20 protein-coding genes are annotated in these 20,590 nt (G+C 36.6%); 12 read left to right on the forward strand and 8 right to left on the reverse strand.

Annotation, left to right across the window (positions count from 1 at the left end; all coding sequences use genetic code 11):
* Nucleotides 1–3: 3 nt before the first annotated feature.
* Complete coding sequence (locus tag RDN22_RS01420) at nt 4–1,569, reverse strand: ABC transporter ATP-binding protein (RefSeq protein ID WP_308555181.1); 1,566 nt, start codon at nt 1,567–1,569, stop codon at nt 4–6.
* A 102-nt stretch (nt 1,570–1,671) separates the two neighbouring features.
* On the opposite strand from RDN22_RS01420, the gene RDN22_RS01425 reads away from it, so the two are divergent.
* Nucleotides 1,672–2,523: a helix-turn-helix domain-containing protein gene (locus tag RDN22_RS01425; RefSeq protein ID WP_308555183.1), complete on the forward strand. Its 852-nt coding sequence runs from the start codon at nt 1,672–1,674 to the stop codon at nt 2,521–2,523.
* A gap of 38 nt (nt 2,524–2,561) precedes the next feature.
* Here RDN22_RS01425 and RDN22_RS01430 read toward each other — a convergent pair whose 3' ends face one another.
* A complete protein-coding gene (locus RDN22_RS01430) occupies nt 2,562–3,215 on the reverse strand; it encodes a type II CAAX endopeptidase family protein (protein WP_308555185.1) in 654 nt (217 codons plus the stop codon).
* Nucleotides 3,216–3,306: 91 nt separating this feature from the next.
* On the opposite strand from RDN22_RS01430, the gene RDN22_RS01435 reads away from it, so the two are divergent.
* The gene (locus tag RDN22_RS01435) at nt 3,307–4,410 is read left to right on the forward strand and encodes a YdcF family protein (protein WP_308555187.1); all 1,104 of its coding nucleotides are present in this window, start codon (nt 3,307–3,309) and stop codon (nt 4,408–4,410) included.
* Between the two features lie 18 nt (nt 4,411–4,428).
* Nucleotides 4,429–6,768, forward strand: a complete 2,340-nt coding sequence (locus tag RDN22_RS01440; protein WP_308555189.1) for an ATP-binding cassette domain-containing protein — start codon at nt 4,429–4,431, stop codon at nt 6,766–6,768.
* Between the two features lie 31 nt (nt 6,769–6,799).
* Here the strand turns inward: RDN22_RS01440 and RDN22_RS01445 are convergent, their stop codons facing one another.
* Nucleotides 6,800–7,405 (reverse strand): ECF transporter S component, encoded by a 606-nt coding sequence (locus RDN22_RS01445; protein WP_308555191.1) that lies wholly within the window; start codon nt 7,403–7,405, stop codon nt 6,800–6,802.
* Between the two features lie 116 nt (nt 7,406–7,521).
* On the opposite strand from RDN22_RS01445, the gene RDN22_RS01450 reads away from it, so the two are divergent.
* From RDN22_RS01450 to RDN22_RS01470, 5 genes are all read left to right on the forward strand, one after another.
* On the forward strand, nt 7,522–8,562 hold the full coding sequence (locus RDN22_RS01450; protein ID WP_308555193.1) for a BMP family ABC transporter substrate-binding protein: 1,041 nt from the start codon (nt 7,522–7,524) through the stop codon (nt 8,560–8,562).
* Between the two features lie 223 nt (nt 8,563–8,785).
* Nucleotides 8,786–9,871, forward strand: coding sequence for a BMP family protein (locus tag RDN22_RS01455; protein ID WP_308555195.1), 1,086 nt, complete (start codon nt 8,786–8,788; stop codon nt 9,869–9,871).
* A gap of 66 nt (nt 9,872–9,937) precedes the next feature.
* The gene (locus RDN22_RS01460; RefSeq protein ID WP_308555197.1) at nt 9,938–11,476 is read left to right on the forward strand and encodes an ABC transporter ATP-binding protein; all 1,539 of its coding nucleotides are present in this window, start codon (nt 9,938–9,940) and stop codon (nt 11,474–11,476) included.
* Nucleotides 11,469–12,620: an ABC transporter permease gene (locus RDN22_RS01465; protein ID WP_308555199.1), complete on the forward strand. Its 1,152-nt coding sequence runs from the start codon at nt 11,469–11,471 to the stop codon at nt 12,618–12,620. The genes RDN22_RS01460 and RDN22_RS01465 overlap by 8 nt, the downstream gene beginning before the upstream one ends.
* On the forward strand, nt 12,620–13,576 hold the full coding sequence (locus tag RDN22_RS01470; protein WP_308555201.1) for an ABC transporter permease: 957 nt from the start codon (nt 12,620–12,622) through the stop codon (nt 13,574–13,576). The genes RDN22_RS01465 and RDN22_RS01470 overlap by 1 nt, the downstream gene beginning before the upstream one ends.
* Before the next feature lie 107 nt (nt 13,577–13,683).
* Here RDN22_RS01470 and RDN22_RS01475 read toward each other — a convergent pair whose 3' ends face one another.
* Complete coding sequence (locus RDN22_RS01475; protein ID WP_308555203.1) at nt 13,684–14,511, reverse strand: aldo/keto reductase; 828 nt, start codon at nt 14,509–14,511, stop codon at nt 13,684–13,686.
* 119 nt (nt 14,512–14,630) lie between these two features.
* Between RDN22_RS01475 and nagB the strand changes: the two genes are divergently transcribed.
* Entirely contained in the window at nt 14,631–15,350 is a 720-nt protein-coding gene (gene nagB / locus RDN22_RS01480; RefSeq protein ID WP_308555205.1) for a glucosamine-6-phosphate deaminase, read from the forward strand.
* A 107-nt stretch (nt 15,351–15,457) separates the two neighbouring features.
* On the opposite strand, the gene RDN22_RS01485 is transcribed toward nagB, so the two are convergent.
* Together RDN22_RS01485 and RDN22_RS01490 are read right to left on the reverse strand one after the other, a co-directional pair.
* Nucleotides 15,458–15,772, reverse strand: a complete 315-nt coding sequence (locus tag RDN22_RS01485; RefSeq protein WP_308555207.1) for a type II toxin-antitoxin system mRNA interferase toxin, RelE/StbE family — start codon at nt 15,770–15,772, stop codon at nt 15,458–15,460.
* A 2-nt stretch (nt 15,773–15,774) separates the two neighbouring features.
* A complete protein-coding gene (locus RDN22_RS01490; RefSeq protein WP_308555209.1) occupies nt 15,775–16,074 on the reverse strand; it encodes a type II toxin-antitoxin system RelB/DinJ family antitoxin in 300 nt (99 codons plus the stop codon).
* Nucleotides 16,075–16,297: 223 nt separating this feature from the next.
* On the opposite strand from RDN22_RS01490, the gene RDN22_RS01495 reads away from it, so the two are divergent.
* Together RDN22_RS01495 and RDN22_RS01500 are read left to right on the forward strand one after the other, a co-directional pair.
* On the forward strand, nt 16,298–16,945 hold the full coding sequence (locus RDN22_RS01495; protein ID WP_308555211.1) for a deoxynucleoside kinase: 648 nt from the start codon (nt 16,298–16,300) through the stop codon (nt 16,943–16,945).
* Nucleotides 16,946–16,970: 25 nt separating this feature from the next.
* Nucleotides 16,971–17,657: a deoxynucleoside kinase gene (locus tag RDN22_RS01500; protein WP_308555213.1), complete on the forward strand. Its 687-nt coding sequence runs from the start codon at nt 16,971–16,973 to the stop codon at nt 17,655–17,657.
* Nucleotides 17,658–17,705: 48 nt separating this feature from the next.
* Here RDN22_RS01500 and RDN22_RS01505 read toward each other — a convergent pair whose 3' ends face one another.
* The gene (locus tag RDN22_RS01505) at nt 17,706–18,506 is read right to left on the reverse strand and encodes a Cof-type HAD-IIB family hydrolase (protein ID WP_308555215.1); all 801 of its coding nucleotides are present in this window, start codon (nt 18,504–18,506) and stop codon (nt 17,706–17,708) included.
* A 225-nt stretch (nt 18,507–18,731) separates the two neighbouring features.
* On the opposite strand from RDN22_RS01505, the gene RDN22_RS01510 reads away from it, so the two are divergent.
* The gene (locus RDN22_RS01510) at nt 18,732–20,039 is read left to right on the forward strand and encodes an NCS2 family permease (RefSeq protein WP_308555217.1); all 1,308 of its coding nucleotides are present in this window, start codon (nt 18,732–18,734) and stop codon (nt 20,037–20,039) included.
* 28 nt (nt 20,040–20,067) lie between these two features.
* Here the strand turns inward: RDN22_RS01510 and RDN22_RS01515 are convergent, their stop codons facing one another.
* Nucleotides 20,068–20,562 (reverse strand): hypothetical protein, encoded by a 495-nt coding sequence (locus RDN22_RS01515; protein ID WP_308555219.1) that lies wholly within the window; start codon nt 20,560–20,562, stop codon nt 20,068–20,070.
* Nucleotides 20,563–20,590 lie beyond the last annotated feature (28 nt).

The following is a 20,590-nucleotide window of genomic DNA, read 5'->3' on the forward strand; positions in this document are numbered from 1 at the left end:
CTCCTATGCTCTTCCTAAATCGATCACATCGTCGTAACGTTGTAATTCACTTGGTTCGTAGTGGTGAATAACTTCCACAAAAGTTAAATTAGAACTGATTAAGTAGTCATGAATCAAGTCTGAAGTCTTTTTATCAAGGGATGCATTAATTTCATCAAGCAACAATACTGGACGTTTAGCCAAGATTGCTCTAGCAAGTTCAATTCTTGCAAGTTGTCCGCCTGATAATTGATCCGCATTATTACCCAGGGAATAATCGAAACCTTTCTCTTGAACAATCTGCGTTAAACCAAGCTTTTCGCATACTTCTTCTACTTCATTTTTATCAATATCAGCACCCAAAGTAAGGTTGAACCACAAGGTATCTGCAAAAATTACGGGTGCTTGGCTTACGTAAGCAAAAAGATTTTCAAATGTACCAGCCTTTGCTTTTTGACCATTTAATAGAATCTCTTCAGTTTCGCCATACTTACCCTTTAACAAAAATTGCAATAAGGTTGATTTACCCGTACCTGATGGGCCGATAATTGCTTGTTTGGTGCCCTTTTTAATTGCAAAAGTAAGGTTTTCTGCTAATTGCTTGCTTTTTCTATTTAATGAAACATTCTTTAAAACAAGATCTTTGAATTTATCTACAGCTTTTTCTTCTTTTTGATCGGCTAATGCCAAGTATTTCTTAGTTTTTTCGACAATCTTTTTAGTAGTTGATAATTCATTACGGTCGTTCAAGATAGTCAAGATTGGATTTACAAAAGAGTTAGCTAACTGCACGATTGCAAATAAAGAACCTAAAGTCGTCATGCCGTGAATTACCATGTAGATCCCTGTTAAAAACGGAACTAAGAATGTAACCAGATTGCCGATTAAAGTAATCCATGTATTGGTATCTAAGCTTGCCAAGTTCATCTTTCTTAATGCTGCTTCAAGTTTTTGTACTCTTTCATAATTCTTTTGAGCAGCTTTTTCTTGACCGTTGTATAAATGCAACGTTTCGCTGCCGGCTAAGAAATTCTTGGTTTGATTTACGTATTTTCCGTTAGTCTTAGTCCAATTTTCTGAAGCAGTTTGGATTGATTTTTGAAATAAATTAGACACAAGCATTGGAACAAACGAACCAATTAAAAATAAGATCGTAATTAGCCAGTTAACCATCAAGGCATAACCCAGTGCTAATGCTAAAGTACACGCCTGCATAATAATTTCAACTTGAGCATCGAAGCGATTAGTCTCTAACAACTTAAAATCGTTGGTTAGAAAACTTAAGCCTTCAGTACTCTCATCTTTATCAAGGTTGAGCATCCCGCTAAAAATGCCAGTTCTTAATGTGGTATTAGCTTCTTGAATCACTGAAGTTTTCATCCGATTAAAAATTAAACCTGCTATAAAAGTAATCACAAATCCCGCAATGACAATAGCTAAAAAACTAGCAACTTGATTCCAATCTTTTTGAATCGCAATATTGGTCAGAGTTTGCACCATATATGCGGATACAACTGTGGTAAAACTGGCGATAAAGCCTGTAAAAATCATTGAGATAAATTTGAAGTGATTGGAGTATTTGTAAAGCATATGAATCGTTCCCCTTTCGATGTTGGAAACATTATTACATGCTTTTTCTCGCTAAAAATGATAAATTGCATATATGCAATATTAATGTGAGGCAAAAATGAAATGACTTCAATTGGCGAAAAATATCAAAAACTAAGAAAAGAACAATCTATCACGCTAAAGCAAGCTGCACACGGTATTTGTGCAACTTCTACTCTTTCTCGCTGGGAAAACGGCAAAATTGCACTTGAATTCAACAAGGTATTAGCCTTGTTAAGTCGCATCAATGTTAGTCCAACAGAATTCATTGGTTATGCCGGAATTAAGCAAGAACACGATTTTCCAAAGGAATTAATTAAACCGCTAGAAGATGAAGATACCCAGAAAATTGAACAATTAATTCACACATATCTAGATAAATATCACCAAAAGAGAAACAATTACGATTTGCATATCGTCGTTATTTTGTGTAATCAATATTTATTGATTACTGGCAAAAATCTGTTGCCTTTTTCTGATCAAATGCATCTATATACTTATCTATCCAAAATCACTCTTTGGAGCACATACGACTTGGGCTTTTTTGGCAACTGCGTTTTCATGATTAAAACTGACAAGGTCTATGCGATCGCGATGAATATTTTGAATAATCAGGAGTTAATTGAAAAAAATACCAGCTCTATGGGACTGATTTCAATGATGGGTGTCTTAGGGGATGCGACTATTTCGTTAATTTTTAGAAAAGACATAACTCGTGCACAAAAATTATTAATAGCCTTAAAAAGGGTGAAATTGCCACAATACTTAGAATTTTTCAGTGTGACTCTTACGTTTTTAGAGAAGACAATCCAATTTCTAAAAACTAAGGATGAAAGTATTGTTTTAAGTTTTATAGATAATGTTCAAAATATTGGAATGAGCGAGACTGCCGCAACATTTAAGGATGTTTTTCAAAAAGTGAAAGTACTGAATTAAAAAAAGCTGGACCACTGTCCAGCTTTTTTGATTTCGATTTAAATAAATCCCATCGCGTTATAACACATGTGCACTAGCATTGAGTACCGCAAATCGCGGGTCTTCAAATATACCCAAGCCAAAATAATACCTAACACCCAGTAAACCAAAATATATTTACTTAACATTGGATCATGCATATAACCGAATAAAAATCCACTAGCTATTATTCCTAACCACTTGTTTAATCGTGTAGGTCTAGTGAAGAAAATGTTGAAGAACATCCCTCTAAAAATTGTCTCTTCACAAAACGGCGCAATAAAGACTACCAAAATTCTGAATAGTCCTGCATTATTTTGCTCTACTCTATTTAAGCTCTGTTGGTTTTCAGATACACCGCCGCCAACTAAATTAAGCATTACAATTGAGCTAATTACAATTAATACAAAGCCCATGGCTGCAATCCCTAATCTGCGTGCATCCCAGTGCGGCTCTTCATTAAAATCCCACGGATTCTCTTCTTTTAACTGCTGGCGATATAAATAAGCAATTACGAACAAAATCACCACAGTTAATAACGCTGTCACAAACACGCGCATGTTACCTAAATGGACTCTTTGCGGCGCAAAATAAAATACCTCTAGCAACATATACAAAGCAAACGCTAGGATTGCCCCCGCAATATTTCCCAGGTAATGCCAAAATTTTCTCATTTTCCCATTCACACCTTGATTCTTTAATCCTTTACGTATTGTATCCATTATAATGGATATAGCTCAAAAAGCATAAGGAGGAGCACACCATATGATCAACGAGATCATCGCTTTTTTAGGGAGACGCGGTGAATTTTTTTACATTTCAGTTTTCATGTTACTGATCTTTTTAATTTTTCTGATTTCATGGCTAATTGAACCACGCCGCCTAATTAACGGCGTTTTATTTACAATCTTTTTAATCTCGATGTTTTCTTGGATCACCGTCATGATTCATAAAAGCACTAGTCGAGGTTTACAGCGAGCCTATGGCTTGTTAGTTTTAGCTGTCCTTTTTGGAATTGCACTTTTACTAATTTTTGCTTGGATTTTTCTCTTCTGGAACGCCTATTTCGTTTGGAAATATGAAAGCCACACATTGCCTAACCTGTTAACACTTTTCTCTGGTTTTGTAGCCTTAATTTTCAGCCTAATCTTCATCTTCGGACCAGGTAGATACTTACCTCACTGGTTAAGCGCATTACTTGCTTCAATCCCTGCAATTGCAATCTATTTAGGATTAGTTTTATACAACTTTTTAGTAAACTTGCTTCTGTATCAAATTTATCCTCGCCGCTACAAGCAAGACTATTTAATCGTCTTAGGCGCCGGCTTAATTAACGGGGATCAAGTTTCAAAGCTATTAGCCGCACGAATCAATCGCGCAATTCAATTTTCCAATCGCCAATATCAAAAAGGCAGAAAGCGTCCTATTCTTATCATGTCAGGCGGACAAGGCGCAGATGAAAAAATCCCAGAGGCACTTGCCATAGCCAAATTTGCCCAGCATCGCGGCGTTTCACCTGATCATATTTTGATCGAAGATCAATCTAAAAATACTTATCAAAACATGCTCTTCTCTAAACGAGTCGCAACTAATGACTTTGGTAGCTCAAAATTTAAAGCAACCTTCTTTAGCAACAACTACCACATCTTTAGAGCTGCACTTTTAGCTAAAGAAGTCGGCTTAAAAGCCAATGGCGTTGGTGCTTTCACACGACTTTACTATTTGCCTAATGCCATTATCCGTGAATTTGCTGGTGTATTTGTCATGCATAAACGGCGCCATTTCGTTATCATGGGAGTAATAGTTTTATTCTTTATCTTGCAAGCTATTTTAGCTGCAGTAGGTTTCGTTAAGCTTAACGTTATCTAGTCTAGAAACGAGGGAAAAATGCTACAACTAAAACATATTTTTAAATCATATAAAGTTGGAGATAATATTACTCACACTTTAAATGACGTTAACATTTCATTTCGTGATCAAGAATTTGTCGCAATTTTAGGACCTAGTGGTTCTGGTAAGACAACAATGTTAAACGTTATCGGTGGCCTTGATCGCTACGATAAAGGTGATTTGATCATCAATGGGAAATCAACTAAGAACTTTAAGGAAACAGATTGGGATGCCTACCGTAACAATACTGTCGGCTTTATTTTTCAAAACTATAATCTGATTCCTCACCTCTCAATTATTGCTAACGTTGAATTGGGGATGAACTTATCAGGTGTTCCAAGCAAAGAAAGACACGGAAAAGCCGTTAAAGCTTTGACTGAAGTTGGCTTAAAAGAGCACTTAAATAAACGCCCTAACCAACTGTCTGGTGGTCAAATGCAACGTGTTGCAATTGCCCGTGCAATCGCTAACGATCCAGATATTCTTCTTTGTGATGAACCAACTGGGGCCCTTGATACTGAAACTTCAGTTCAAATCATGGAACTGATCAAAAAGATTTCTAAAGATCGTTTAGTCATCATGGTTACTCACAACCCTGAATTAGCTGAAGAATATGCCACTAGAATCGTTAATTTCCAAGATGGTAAAATTCGTCATGATTCTAAGCCTTTTGATCCGCAAGAAGAAAAAGATACTTTCCATTTAAAGCGAACTAAGATGTCATATTGGAACGCTATTAAACTTAGTTTTACCAATATCATGACTAAAAAAGGTCGGACAATTTTAACTGCTTTTGCTTCAAGTATTGGTATTATCTCTATCGCGGTTGTGTTGTCTATTTCTAATGGTTTTCAAAAGCAGATCAATACAACTATGAGTAAGGCACTGGCTAAATACCCTATTTCAATTACGCAGACTGCAACCGATATGACTTCGATGAACGAGCGTAACGAGTCGGACAAAAACGTCAAAAATCGCGGTTATGTAACGGCTCAACAAGATCAAAGCCAGCAAGCGCAACATACCAACAAGATCACTCAAAAGTACGTTGACTACGTAAAAAAGATTAATCCAAGTTATGCTAACAATATTTCTTACCAACGTGCAGTTAACTTGAATTTACTTTCAAAGAAAAACGGTAAGATCGAACGCGTTCAATTCTCAAGTGCAGACCCTAACCAAAATTCTTCTGTCTTGCAAGCACGTGCTCAAGCAATGAGTTCAATGGGAATCGGTTCTTCAGTTTTCCCAACAACTTTAAATAAACATAAGGGCTCATTTTTAAAACAAAATTATCAAGTTTTGTCAGGTACTTGGCCAAGCAAGGCAACTGATCTAGTTTTGGTAACCGACAACAAAAATACTGTTAACATTAACTCACTAAAGAATTTGGGCTTTGACGTTTCTAACAAGGAACATGTTAAATTTGATAAGTTAGTTGGTAAAAGTTTCAAGATTGTTTCAAATAATGATTACTACCAAGAGTTACCAAATGGAATGTTTATTCCTAAAAAGGTTTCTAGCTCAATGTACAATAATGCCAAAACCAAGGTGAAAATTGTTGGTGTAATCAGACCTAAGAACGAAGATTCAATGGCACTTTTATCCACTGGTATTGCTTATAGCGATCGTCTTTCACAGCAAGTCATCAGCGATAACAAGAATTCCGCCATTGTTAAAGCGCAACAAAAGAGCAGCCGTAGCGTTTTAACCAATCAAAAGTTAAATAGCAATGAAAAGAAAACTATTATGCAAACTCTAGGCGGTTCAGGCGTTCCTACTGGAATCATGATCTACCCTAACAACTTTGACGATAAAGACAAAGTACTTGATTACTTAGACAAGTGGAACAAGGGTAAGAAGAAAGCTGACAAGATCGTATATACTGATATGTCTAGCGCCGTTACAACGATGACTGGTGGCTTGCTTAACGGTATTACCACTATCTTAGTTGCCTTTGCCGCTATTTCATTGATCACTTCAATGATTATGATTGGTATTTTGACTTACACTTCAGTTCTTGAAAGAACTAAAGAAATTGGTGTCTTAAAGGCATTAGGTGCACGTAAAAAAGATATTACGCGTGTATTCGACGCTGAAACCTTCATCCTAGGTGTATTCTCGGGTGTACTTGGTATCTTCATTGCATACCTGCTTACATTCCCAATTAATAGCGTTATTTACAAGCTCACTGAGTTATCTAACGTAGCACAGCTTGATCCAAAAGCCGCTATTATCTTAATTATCATTTCTACCGTTTTAACTTTATTAGGTGGACACTTACCAGCAAGAATGGCAGCAAAAAAAGATGCCGCAATTGCTTTAAGAAGCGAATAATCAAAAAAGATTGCCACGATGGCAATCTTTTTTAGTGTCTTTTCATAATTAACTTAAGTGGTCGAACAATTATAGGTGTAATAATCGCAGTGAAAATAGCTTCCAAAACACCATTAAATCCCAGCGCCATAGTCAAAATTAAAATCAACGGAGAACTAGGATTATAATTGCCTAAATGATGAACCAAACTTGCTGGATCATGCATAAAGAATAAACTGGTTAACACAATTACCAAAATTGTATTAGTTAAAGCGGCAACAGCTCCAGCCAGAACATACCCTAATTTAGAATATTTTGTCTTATCAAAATATTTAGCAATAATTCCCGGGAAATACCCAGCTAAAACTCTAGGCACGATTGCAATTACTGGATTTTGAAATAGCATTAAACTAACCAAATCTGTTGGCTGTGCATATGCCATAATTAATCTAGTAATTCCCCAAAAAAGTCCAAAGAAAAATCCAGCCTTTGGTCCCATCAATATACTGTATACTGCAACAGTTAAAGTTACAGTAGTGACTGCTGGAAGTGTTGGAATAATTCTAATGTAGCCAATATTGGGTACCAAAGTTTGAATAATTAATATCGCTGCGAAAATTGCAGTGATTGTTAAACGTTTAGTCTCTTCTCGTCTCATTCTAATTCTCCAATTATTTGTATTATCTTTAAAATTAAATCACTAATAAATATTTTTTTCAGTAAAAACACGTTAATTCTTGTACAATTAATTCATATTTAACAAAAGGATTATCCATGAAGATCAAGAAAATACTTTTACCAATTTTACTAGCAGCATGTACTTTAACTGCATGTTCTAATTCAAATACAGCAAATGACGATGCTTCTAAATCTGTTGCACTAATTACGGATGGTAATATCAATGACCAATCTTTTAACCAGTCTGCTTGGGAAGGGCTTAAAGATTACGGTCAAGAATATAAACTGAATAAAGGCAGCGACGGCTATCAATATTTTGAAGTTAATAGTCCAAGCGATTTACAAAGCGGTATCAATAAAGCAATTTATCAAAAGTATCAAACAATTCTAGGTATTGGTGATGAAGCACAAAGTGCCATTATTTCTGCAGCTAAAAAGAATCCCAAAAAGAATTTTGCAATTATAGATGACACCATCAAAGGCCATAAAAATATTGCTTCAATCAGATTCAGAAAAGACGAAGGTGCATATTTAGCCGGTGTTGCTGCAGCAAGTGAAACTAAAACAGGAAAAGTCGGTTTCATCGGTGGTGCAAATAGTGCTGTGATTAATTCATTCAAGCGCGGATTTACCAGAGGCGTAAACGATCAAGCTAAAAAATTGCACAAAAAAGTTACGATCTATAGTCAAAACGTCGGCAATTTCACCGATACAGCAAGAGCTAAAAATATTGCCTCTTACATGTATGGGAAAAAAGCAGATATTATCTTTCATGCCGCTGGAGACGCAGGAAATGGGCTATTCCAAGCAGCTAAATTTATCAATCAGGCTCGCCCAGCCAAAGATCGCGTTTGGGTAATTGGTGTTGACACTGATCAATCAAATTTGGGCAAATATTATGCTAAAGGCGGCCAAGAAGCCAACTTTGTATTAACTTCCGTAGTCACTGGAGTTAATACAGCTACCAAGAATATCGCTAGCCGCAGCTATCAAGGTAAGTTCCCGGGCGGAAAAACAATAGTTTATGGCTTAAAAAACAATGTGGTATCTATCACGCCAGGTCAAATCGATCCTAATGCGTGGAAGAATGTGCAAATTGCCCGCAATCAAATTTTATCCGGAAAAATTAAATTCTAAGAAGTGCGCTGAATCATCAGCGCACTTTTTGTATTCATATATATCTTTTATTTCAAAAATATACGTTTTTCTTAACGTTCGTGTATTAATTTAGCCATTTATTCGTAAATATACGAACTATTTTATCAAAATCAACTATTTTCACGCATTTTATTGACTAAATACGTATTATTATGTATTCTTTTATTAAATCATTCGTATATTTTTGGAGGTACATTTTCAAATGAACTTAAAGTTCAAAAAGATCTTTTCATTCGGTATTGTTTTAGCATCAGTTGGTTTAGTACTTACTGCTTGCTCAGGTAAAAAGAGCAACTCAACTGCCAATAAAGATACTAAACACGGTATAGCCTTAATCACTGACGAAAACGGTGTTGATGACCACTCATTTAACCAAGCTGCATGGGATGGTTTCAAAGCTTACGGTAAAGAACACAACTTACAAAAAGGTCGCGGCGGCTACCAATATTTCCAATCAAGTAGTGCTGCAGATTACACCCCTAACTTCGACCAAGCTGCAAAAGCTGGTTACCAAACAATCTTCGGTGTAGGTTTCCAATTAGCAGACGCTGTTAAGCAAGCAGCTCAAAAGAACCCTAAGAAGAACTTCGTTATCGTAGATAGTGTTGTATCTGGTCAAAAGAACGTTGCTTCTGCTACTTTCGAAAGTAACCAATCATCATACTTAGGTGGTTTAGCTGCAGCATACACTACTAAAACTAACAAAGTTGGCTTCATCGGTGGTGCTAAGTCAGCTGTAATTGATTTATTCGAAGCAGGCTTTAAGCAAGGTGTTGCAGATGGTGCCAAGGCACTTCACAAGAAGATTACTGTTCAAACCCAATACATCGGTAACTTCACTTCAACTGATAAAGCAAAATCAATTGCTCAATCAATGTACGCAAACAAGGCAGATATCATCTACCAAGCAGCTGGTAACGCTGGTAACGGTGTATTCCAAGAAGCTAAGGACTACGACCAAGCTCGTCCAGCTTCAAAGAAGGTTTGGGTAATCGGTGTTGACGTTGACCAAAGCAACTTGGGTAACTACACATCAAAAGATGGCAAGAAAGAAAACCTTACTTTAACTTCTGTATTGAAAGGTTTGAACATCGCTACTAAGAGCATTGCCAACGATGCTTACAAGGGCAAGTTCCCTGGCGGCAAGCACTTAGTTTACAGCTTAAAAGGCAATGGTGTTTCTATCACCAAAGGTAATTTAGACGCTAAGACTTGGGCAGCAGTTCAAAAAGCACGTACGCAAATTATTGACGGCAAAATCAAGGTTGCTACCGCTCCTTCTAAGTAAAAACTTAGTATCCATTGAACTCTTCACTTTTTTAGTGAAGAGTTTTTATTCATAGAAAGATAAAATATGACGACAGAAAAAACAAATGCAATTGAAATGAGACATATCGTTAAAAAATTCGGCGATTTTAAAGCCAATGACGATATCAACCTCACACTTCATCAAGGCGAAATTTTAGCTTTACTTGGTGAAAACGGTGCTGGTAAATCTACTTTAATGCGCATTTTATCAGGACTGCTTGAACCTACTTCTGGTGAAATTTTTGTAAAAGGTAAAAAAGAAAAAATTGATAGCCCAACTAAGGCAAAAGAATTGGGTATCGGTATGGTTCACCAACACTTCATGCTGATGGAATCATTCACAGTACTAGAAAACATCATCTTAGGTCATGAACCTACTAACGGAATTGTCCTTGATATTAAAAAGGCACGCGAACAAATCTTAAACCTCTCCGAAAAATACGGCCTTGCAATTGATCCTGATGCTCAAATTTCAAACATTACCGTTGCTCAGCAACAAAGAGTAGAAATCCTTAAAGTACTTTACCGCGGTGCCGACATTCTTATTTTTGATGAACCTACTGCAGTTTTAACTCCACAAGAAATCACTGAGTTTATTCAAATCATCAAAAACTTAGCTAAAGAAGGAAAATCAATCATCCTGATCACGCACAAGCTTAGTGAAATCAAGGCAGTGGCAGATCAAGTAACTATCATCCGTCGCGGCCGTGACGTTGGTACTTTTGAAGTGGCTAACGTTGACGATAATCGTCTGGCCGAATTAATGGTTGGCCACCACGTTAACATGAAACTTAGCAAAAAGAGTGTGAAGTTAGGACGCGAAATCCTTAAAGTTGAAAATCTAAAGGTTAAAAACTCTCGTGGTGCTCTTGCTGTTAAAAAGCTTTCGCTTAACATTCATGGCGGTGAAATCTTAGGTTTAGCCGGAATTGACGGCAACGGTCAAGACGAACTTGTTGAAGCAATTACAGGATTGCGTCACGTTAACAGCGGAAAAGTTATTATCAACGGTCAAAACATGACGAATAAAAAAGTTCGCCAAATAACTGAAGCTGGGGTCGCTCACATCCCTGTCGACCGACAAAAATACGGCCTGATTTTAAATCTTCCATTAGCTGAAAATCTGGTTTTGCAAACCTACTACAAGCAGCCATATTCAAAGCATGGAATCATCAATCACCAAGCAATCTATGAGCATGCCGAAGAGTTAATTAAAAAATACGACATCCGAACTACTAGTGCTGAACTTCCTGCAAATGATCTTTCAGGTGGTAACCAACAAAAAGCAATTATTGCTAGAGAGTTAGATCGAAACAGTGATTTAATTATTGCTTTCCAACCAACACGTGGATTAGATGTTGGTGCTATCGAATATATTCATAAGCAACTTTTAGCAGAACGAGATGCAGGAAAAGCAGTCTTGCTTGTGTCATATGAACTTGATGAAATCATGCAATTGTCTGATCGAATCGCAGTATTACATGATGGAAAAATTTCAGGTGAAGTTAAACCTGAAGACACAAACGATACAGAGCTTGGTCTCTTAATGACTGGAATCAAGAAAGAAGGAGCAATTAATGATTAAAGTCACTCCTAAAGTTAAAAACATACTTGTACCAACGGTTTCAATTATTGCCGGATTTTTAGTTGGTGCATTGATCATGCTCGCTTGGAGCTACAACCCAATAGAAGCTTACAGCTCAATGTTTTCAAGTGCGCTTGGCAACATGAACGGAATTGGTGAAACAATCAGAGAAGCCACTCCTCTAATCTTTATTGCAGTTGGTTTTGCAATTGCTTCTAAAGCAGGTTTCTTCAACATCGGTTTGCCAGGACAAGCACAAGCTGGTTGGCTGACATCAATTTGGATCGTTCTTGCCTTCCCTAAATTACCTGGCTATGTTCTTTTACCATTTGCAATTATCAGTGGTGCAATTGCCGGAGCTATCGTAGCCGGAATTGCTGGATATTTAAGAGCACAATTTGGTACAAACGAAGTTATTACAACCATCATGCTTAACTACATTGTGTTATACGTTTGCCAATACTTGATGCAGCAAGTAATGCCTGCAAGTTTACGTATTGGCACTGATACAACCAAGACTATTTCTCCAAATGGTAGTTTAAAAATCGGCTGGTTATCAACAATGTTTGGTGATTCTCGAATCAACGGTGGGATTTTCTTAGCACTTATTGGCTTAGTTCTCTACTGGTACTTTATGAAGAAAACTACTGCTGGTTTTGAAATTAAGGCAGTTGGTCTTAACCCATTTGCCAGTCGCTACGCTGGTATGTCATCTAAGAAAAACATTATTGTTTCAATGTTGATCTCTGGTGCTTTTGCAGATCTGGGTGGCGTTGCACAGGGGCTTGGAACTTACCAAAACTACTTTACTCAAACAAGTAGTGTAGATATTGGTTGGGACGGACTTTCAGTTGCACTTTTAGGCGGTGGTACTGCTTGGGGCATTTTGATCGCAGCCATTTTGTTCTCAATCTTAAAAATTGGTGGTTTGGGGATGCAAACTATTGCCGGCATTCCTTACGAAATTGTTTCTATCGTAATTGCCGCAATTATCTTCTTTATCGCAATCAACTACGTAATTGGCTTACTCTTTAAGACCAAGAAAAATAGAAGTAAATACTACGTCCCTACTCGTAAAGAAAAAGGGCCTAACAATAGTGTCGATGGTCCTGGCAAAAAAGTAATTGAAGGGAGCACCAATTAATGAATTTCGTAACTATAATGGCCTTAATTGTTTCATCAACTTTGGTTTATTCTGCACCACTTATTCTTACTTCTCTAGGCGACGTTTATAGTGAAAATTCCGGTATTGTTAACATCGGACTTGAAGGAATTATGACTATCGGGGCCTTTGCCGCTATCGTGTTCAACTTATCCTTTGCCTCATCATTAGGCAGTCTAACCCCATGGGTTGGCGCCTTAGTCGGAGGAGTTGCCGGATTAATCTTTTCACTCCTTCATGCAGTAGCAACTATTAATTTCCACGCTGATCACATCATTTCAGGTACGGTGTTAAACATCATGGCACCACCTCTTGGAGTATTCTTAGTTAAAGCAATTTACGACAAAGGTCAAACTGCTAATATTACTGCCAACTTTGGTTACTTTAGTTTTCCTGGTTTGAGCAGTATTCCTGTAATCGGGCCAATCTTCTTCCAAAATACTTCTGCCCCAGCTTGGCTTGCCATTGTTTTAGCAATCCTTATGTGGTGGCTTTTATACAAGACTCGCTTCGGCTTACGTCTTCGCTCTTGTGGTGAAAATCCTCAAGCTGCCGATACCATGGGAATTAACGTTTACAAAATGCGTTACATCGGTGTTTTGACTTCTGGATTTATGGGCGGACTTGGTGGAGCCATTTTTGCGGAAGCTATCTCTGGTAACTTCTCTGTTTCAACAATCGTTGGTCAAGGTTTCATGGCATTAGCTGCCGTAATTTTTGGTAAATGGAATCCAATCGGTGCGATGCTCTCATCATTATTCTTTGGCTTTGCTCAAAGTTTAAGTATCATCGGTAACCAATTACCAGTAATTTCAAACATCCCTGCTGTATACATGCAGATTGCTCCTTACGTTCTTACAATCATCGTTTTAGTTGTCTTCTTAGGAAAATCTGTTGCACCTGCAGCTGATGGCGTCAACTACATTAAATCTAAGTAAATCAAAAAGACTTGTTTCACATGAAACAAGTCTTTTTTTACACATATGCACAGAGTTATCCACAAGATGTAGTGAATAGTGTGTTTAAGTAATACTATATCTTGATATTAAATTACTGCTAGTGGTGTTTTCTCAGTTGGAATAGGAAAATCGCTGTTAATCAAACGCAATTCATCATCTGTTAATTTGATATTTTGAGCTTCAACATTTTCCTTCATATGCTTTACTTTAGCTGCCTTAGGAATTGATAAAACATTACCATTGCGCATTGCCCATGCCAGCATAATTTGGTGTGGCGTTACGTTATGATCACGCGCAACAATTTTTAAATTACGCGTAATGCGAATCGTATCACCCTTACCTGAATTAAATGGCGAATAACCGATAAAACTTACGTCATGCTTTTCTTGCCAATCTTGCAAGTCAAATTCGGTTCCACGCTCATTCAAATTATATAGGTCTTCATTAGCAAAACACTTATCGCCATCAGGTACCGTAAACAGTTCCTTCATGTCGCTAGTATCAAAGTTTGAAACGCCCCAATGACGAATCAAGCCTTCCTTTTTCAAGGCTTCAAGACCGCGAATAGTATCTGATAAGCGATGATTGCCGCGCCAGTGAAGTAAATATAAATCCAAATAATCTGTGCCTAATCTATCTAAACTAGCCTCCAAACTTTGGCGTTCTAGTTCTGGCGTTGCATGATAGGGATAGAATTTTGAAATCAAAAATAGTTTGCTTCTATCGTAGCCTTTAATGGCTTCACCTACCAACTTCTCGCTTTTACCTTCGCCATACATCTCGGCAGTATCGATAATGTTTATCCCGTTATCTAGTCCATAGCGAATTGCGGCTATTTCATCCTTTTTTCTCTTGGGATCCTCACCAATATTCCATGTACCTATACCTAATCCCGTTAACTTTTCAAAATCCATCCTTATTCACTTCCTTTACCCAAATTTTAACATAGTTGAGAATATTTCTTTTTACCAATTGACAAAATGGTCTATTCCATTTTATAATGGACTAGACCAGTAAAAGAGGAGGATTTATTATGAAAGTTATTGTTACAGAAAACAAAATTCAAGGTGGAGCAAAAGCATTCGAAATTTTTGAAAAGGGTATTAAAAACGGTGCTAAGGTCTTAGGCTTAGCAACTGGTTCTACCCCAGAAACTCTTTACCAAAATTGGGTAAAAAGTGATCTTAACTGCGATAATCTTACTAGTATCAACCTTGATGAATATGTAGGCTTAACACCTGATAATCCTCAAAGTTATCACTACTTCATGCAAAAGCATTTATTCGACAAGAAGCCATTCAAGAAGACTTATGTTCCTGATGGTATGGCAAAAGACATTCCTGCTTTTTGTAAAGAATACGATCAAATCATCAAAGACAACCCTATCGACATCCAATTATTAGGTATCGGTAGAAACGGTCACATTGCCTTCAACGAACCAGGTACCCCATTTGATATTGGTACTCACGAAGTTAAATTGACCGAAAACACTATTAAAGCTAATGCTCGCTTCTTCGACAATGAAGACGAAGTGCCAAAGAGTGCTATCTGCATGGGTACTGCTAACATTATGCAATCTAAGAAGATCGTTTTGATGGCCTTTGGCGAAAAGAAAGCTCACGCTATCAAGGAAATGATCGAAGGCCCTATTACTGAAGAAGTTCCTGCATCAATTTTACAAAAGCACCCAGATGTAACTGTTATCGTTGATAAATCTGCTGCTCAAGAATTAGACGACAAATACAAGAACTAAAGTACATTTATTTTAATTAAAAAAGTCAATCAAACTCACACACATAGTAAGTTTGATTGACTTTTTGCTTTGGGTACTAAAAATTCAAAAGAAATATAAAGTCAGATTTACTTTATATTTCCTTTTCTTAATTCTTTATGTGTCACAATAGTAGTGAATCTAATAGTACCTTTCTTTTCAATTTTATAATATACAACCAAAAGATCATCCAAAACATGATACTCATTAAATCCTGTCCATGGCGCATCTTTTAATGGATGATCGTCGTATTCTTCAGGTAATACTCCATTATTACGTAATTCAATCATTGAGTATTTAATAGATTCTATGGCATCTTTCACTTCATCATCCGTCAAGGCAAAATATTTATTTAAATTAGCAAGTCTTTTATCAAATAATTTGGTTGTCTTGATTATATACATTTTTACATACCCAATTTTTTAAAATACTCATTGATATCTTTTACTTCATGATCAGAATCTGGAATAAGTCCCTTTTCAATGGCTAATTCACGAATCATTTCAGTTTTACTTTCTTCGTCTAAGACATCAGTCTTTTTATCTGGAATTACCTCTACTTTAAAAGGAATTCCTTGTTCTCTTACAACTCTAGCAACATACATATTAAGTAATGCAGAAGAAGTAGTCCCTAATTTCTCTGCTACTTTATTAAATTCTTCTTTATTAGATTTGTCAGTTTTAAAATTCATAGAAACTGTGGTCATAATTAACCCTCCTTATATAAATTATATACAAAAACTATATCATATTTACCGTAATATAATACTTTTTATAATCTAATTACTGAACAAGAATATTCAACACATAAAAAATAATGTTCAAATCTATTGACTTTTCCGCGTGAAACAGAATTTAAAAATTACTTGTGACACACAACATCTCGTATTAAAATATCTAATTGTCCATATCTAGTATTTAAGAAAGAATGTGATTCAAGTTATTGTTTTAAGTGGGCCAATTGGAGCCGGTAAATCCAGTTTAACCAGTATTTTAGCTGAGCATTTAGGTACGCAAGCCTTCTACGAAGGTGTTGACAGCAACCCTGTATTGCCACTCTACTACAAGGATATGAAGCGTTACACCTTCTTGCTCAATACTTACTTACTCAACCACCGTTTGGCACAAATTAACCAAGCTATTAAAGAAAAGAACAGCGTTTCTGACCGTTCTATTTATGAAGATGCATTGTTTTTCAAAATGAACGCTGACAGCAAGGTCGCTGATCCTACAGAATTTAAGATCTACGATGATTTGCTTGAAAACATGATGGAAGATACACCAGGCAATCCAAGTAAGAAACCTGACTTGTTAATCTACATTCATGTTTCACTTGATACCATGCTTTCTAGAATCAAGAAGCGCGGTAGATCTTTTGAACAGATTAGTACTGATCCTGGCTTAAAGGATTACTATGCTCGACTTTTGAAATACTACGAGCCTTGGTACAAGAACTACAATGCATCTCCTAAGATGATGATTGACGGCAACAAGCTTGACTTCGTCACCAACATGGATGCTCAACGAGAAGTATTAAAAGAAATTGACGATAAGTTGCACCAAATCGGTAACTTATAAATAGAAATAAAAAAGAAGGAACGTGATGACAGTTATTGTTTTAAGCGGGCCAATTGGAGCCGGTAAATCCAGTTTAACAGGTATTTTATCCAAATATTTAGGAACCAAGCCATTCTACGAAAGTGTTGATGACAACCCAGTCTTGCCACTCTTCTACGCTGATCCTGAAAAATACGCATTCTTATTGCAAGTATATTTCTTGAATACACGCTTTCACAGTATCAAAGACGCTCTTACTCAAGATAATAACGTGCTAGATCGTTCTATCTATGAAGACGCACTCTTCTTCCAAATGAACGCCGACATCGGTCGTGCTACTTCTGAAGAAGTTGATACTTACTATGAACTCTTACACAACATGATGGATGAATTAGACAGAATGCCTAAGAAGAATCCAGACTTGCTTGTTCACATCAACGTTTCATACGACACAATGATCAAGAGAATTCAAAAACGTGGCCGTCCATATGAACAATTAAGCTATGATTCAACTTTGGAAGACTACTACAAGAGATTGCTTCGCTACTACAAGCCTTGGTATGAGAAGTATGATTACTCACCAAAGATGGAAATTGATGGTGATAAATACGACTTCATGTCTTCTGAAGAAGATCGTGAAATTGTTCTTGATCAAATCGTTGATAAATTAAAAGAAGTTGGCAAATTGCCAATGGACTGGGACAAATCAACCGATATTAGAATCGAAGCATAATTTCCCAGGGAATATCAAAATAGCTAGGACAACCGTCCTAGCTATTTTTTATTTCAAATTTTCTAACACTTTGGCAATACCATCATGATTATTATCTAAAGTAATATTTTCTGGTTTAAATTCTTTCTTTAGATCATCTGGAGCATTACCCATCAAATATGGATGTCCTACTGCTTTCAACATTTCTTCATCGTTATAGTTATCACCAAAGGCAATGCAATCTTTGAGTGATACGCCGTATTCTTGCGCCACAATTTCAATCGCACTCTTTTTGCTTACACCTTTTAGTACAATTTCAAGCAAATTTGGTGAAGACTTTACAAAGGCAAGATCATTATATTTAGCAGACAATTCTTTCTGCATACGGTCCAATTCTTCTGGTTTACCCATGATCAAACCTTTGTGGACACCTTGCAATTTAGCAATTTGATCAATTGTCGTCTTGGTTGACTTCACATCAACAATGGATTCTTCTTTTTTGATCCAATCACTTTCCTTAGTTGAGCTGTACCACACGTAGCCACTATAAATGTTCCAAGCCGTGCCATTATCTTGCTCTTCAACATAACGGCAGATTTCAGCAGCTTTTTTGGCATCAAAAAAGCGCGTAATAAGTGCTCTCCCAGTCTCATCTAATGCTAGTGCACCATTATAAGCAATCATCGGAAAGACTGTAAGAACCTGCCCTGCAGCCGTCATGATTCCTTTGGGAAGACGACCTGAAGTTGGAATAAAAATATTTCCATTAATAATTTGTCTTCTAATCGCATCACGCGTTTTAGGCGTTACCTTTAATTCATCATTAATTAGCGTGCCATCGATATCTGAAAAAATAAGTTTTGCGGACATTTTTTCACCCTTAATCTGTTCAATTTCTATAATTTAAGAATAATGCTAAAAATCTAAGATTGAAAGTAATTTAATGCTTTAAACCTAGTTTTATGTAGCAAATTATAATAAATAGCTATAGCTTTCCAATAATAATTCGTGTTTACAATTTTAGACATCAATGCTAAAGTATAAGAGTTGCTTTTTTAAAATAAAAACACGAACATTTCTTTGGAGAGAGAATTTATGGATTTTATTAGAAAATATTTTCAACTAGATAAGTATCACACTAGCATTAAAGTTGAATTTATTGCTGGTTTAACTACTTTTATCAGTATGTCTTATATTTTGTTTGTTAACCCTAGCGTTTTAGGTGCCAGTGGCATGAACACCGGCGCTGTCTTTACCGCTACTGCTTTAGCCAGTGCGCTTGGTACTGCTATTATGGGTATTGTTGCTAACTACCCAATCGGTGAAGCACCTGCGCTTGGTATTAACGCATTCTTTGCTTACACAGTTTGTGTGGGAATGCATGTTTCATGGGAAACAGCTTTAGCCAGCGTTTTTGTTGCATCAATCATCTTTATTTTGATCACTTTATTCAAATTACGTGAAAAGATCATTGATTCAATCCCAGCTGATTTGAAGTTCGCCATCTCATCAGGTATTGGTTTATTCATTGCTTTCTTGGGTCTTCAAAACGGTAAATTAATCGTTGCAAATAAATCAACTTTGGTAGGCCTTGGCTCACTTCACGATCCTCTTGTTTGGATCACCATTTTTGGTTTGCTTGTAACTGTTATCTTGATGATCTTGGGCGTTCCTGGTGCCATCTTTATCGGTATGGTTTTGGCTGCTATTTTTGGTATTTGTACTGGTCAAATCGCATTGCCACACAAGGTTATTTCAACTGCTCCAAGTTTAGCTCCTACTTTTGGTCAAGCTATCTTCCACGTAAAGGATATTAATTCTGTTCAAATGTGGGTTGTTGTCTTAACATTCTTGCTTGTTACCTTCTTTGATACTGCCGGTACTTTAATCGGACTTGCTCAACAAGCCGGCTTCATGAAAGACAACAAGATGCCTAGAGTTGGTAAGGCTTTAGCTGCTGACTCAAGTGCCATGGCTGTTGGTTCAATCTTAGGTACTTCACCAGTTGGTGCGTTCGTTGAATCAAGTGCCGGTATTGCCGTTGGTGGTAGAACCGGTTTGACCGCTGTCTTTGTAGCAATTTTCTTCTTGATCTCAATGATCTTTAGTCCACTTTTAGGTGTATTTACTAGTCAAGTTACTGCACCAGCTTTAATCATTGTTGGTGTCTTGATGGCACAAAATACTGCACATATTCACTGGAACAAGTTGGAAATTGCGGTACCTGCATTCTTGATCATCTTAGGGATGCCACTTACCTACTCAATTTCTGATGGTTTATCATGGGGTATGATCACTTACCCAATTTGTATGCTTGCTGCTAAGCGTGGCAAGGAAGTTAGCCCGATGATGTGGGTACTGTTCTTCGTATTCATCATCTTCCTGTGGGTACTGAACTTTTAAATAAATAATATGGAAAAAGATCAGCTTTTTACGGCTGATCTTTTTTATTGGCATCATTAACAAAATATTGATACAGGTAACCAATTGCAGATAAGAGGAGATATAACCCCACCATCAAAGTAAGTGTCTTGTATTCCCAGCTATTAGATGTCATAACATTACCAAAGCTGAAGATGGAATAGACTATGCTAGCTAGAAACAATATTATTGAAGTTATTATTAAATGCTTTTCATTGTAAGCAATATATGCTTCATTGAAAAATGAATATCCGCTGAAAACATATACACTAATAAATACTGGTGCCAGTAATAAAAAAATAGATTCTATTTTGAAATTAAAGATGTCCACCATGTATAAGAGTGCCAGATTGATAATGACCATGGTAAAAAAAGCATATTTATATCCACGATTACGAATAGCTTGCTGTCGTTTGTCATATCTACTTTTATCCTTATTCATAAATAAAGACAAAAAAATAATTATAAGAGAAATTATGAAAATTATTACAGTTAATGCTTCCATATTGAGCACTCCCTTTCTTGCTTTTATT

The organism is uncultured Lactobacillus sp., assembly GCF_902491705.1.
GTDB lineage: Bacteria > Bacillota > Bacilli > Lactobacillales > Lactobacillaceae > Lactobacillus.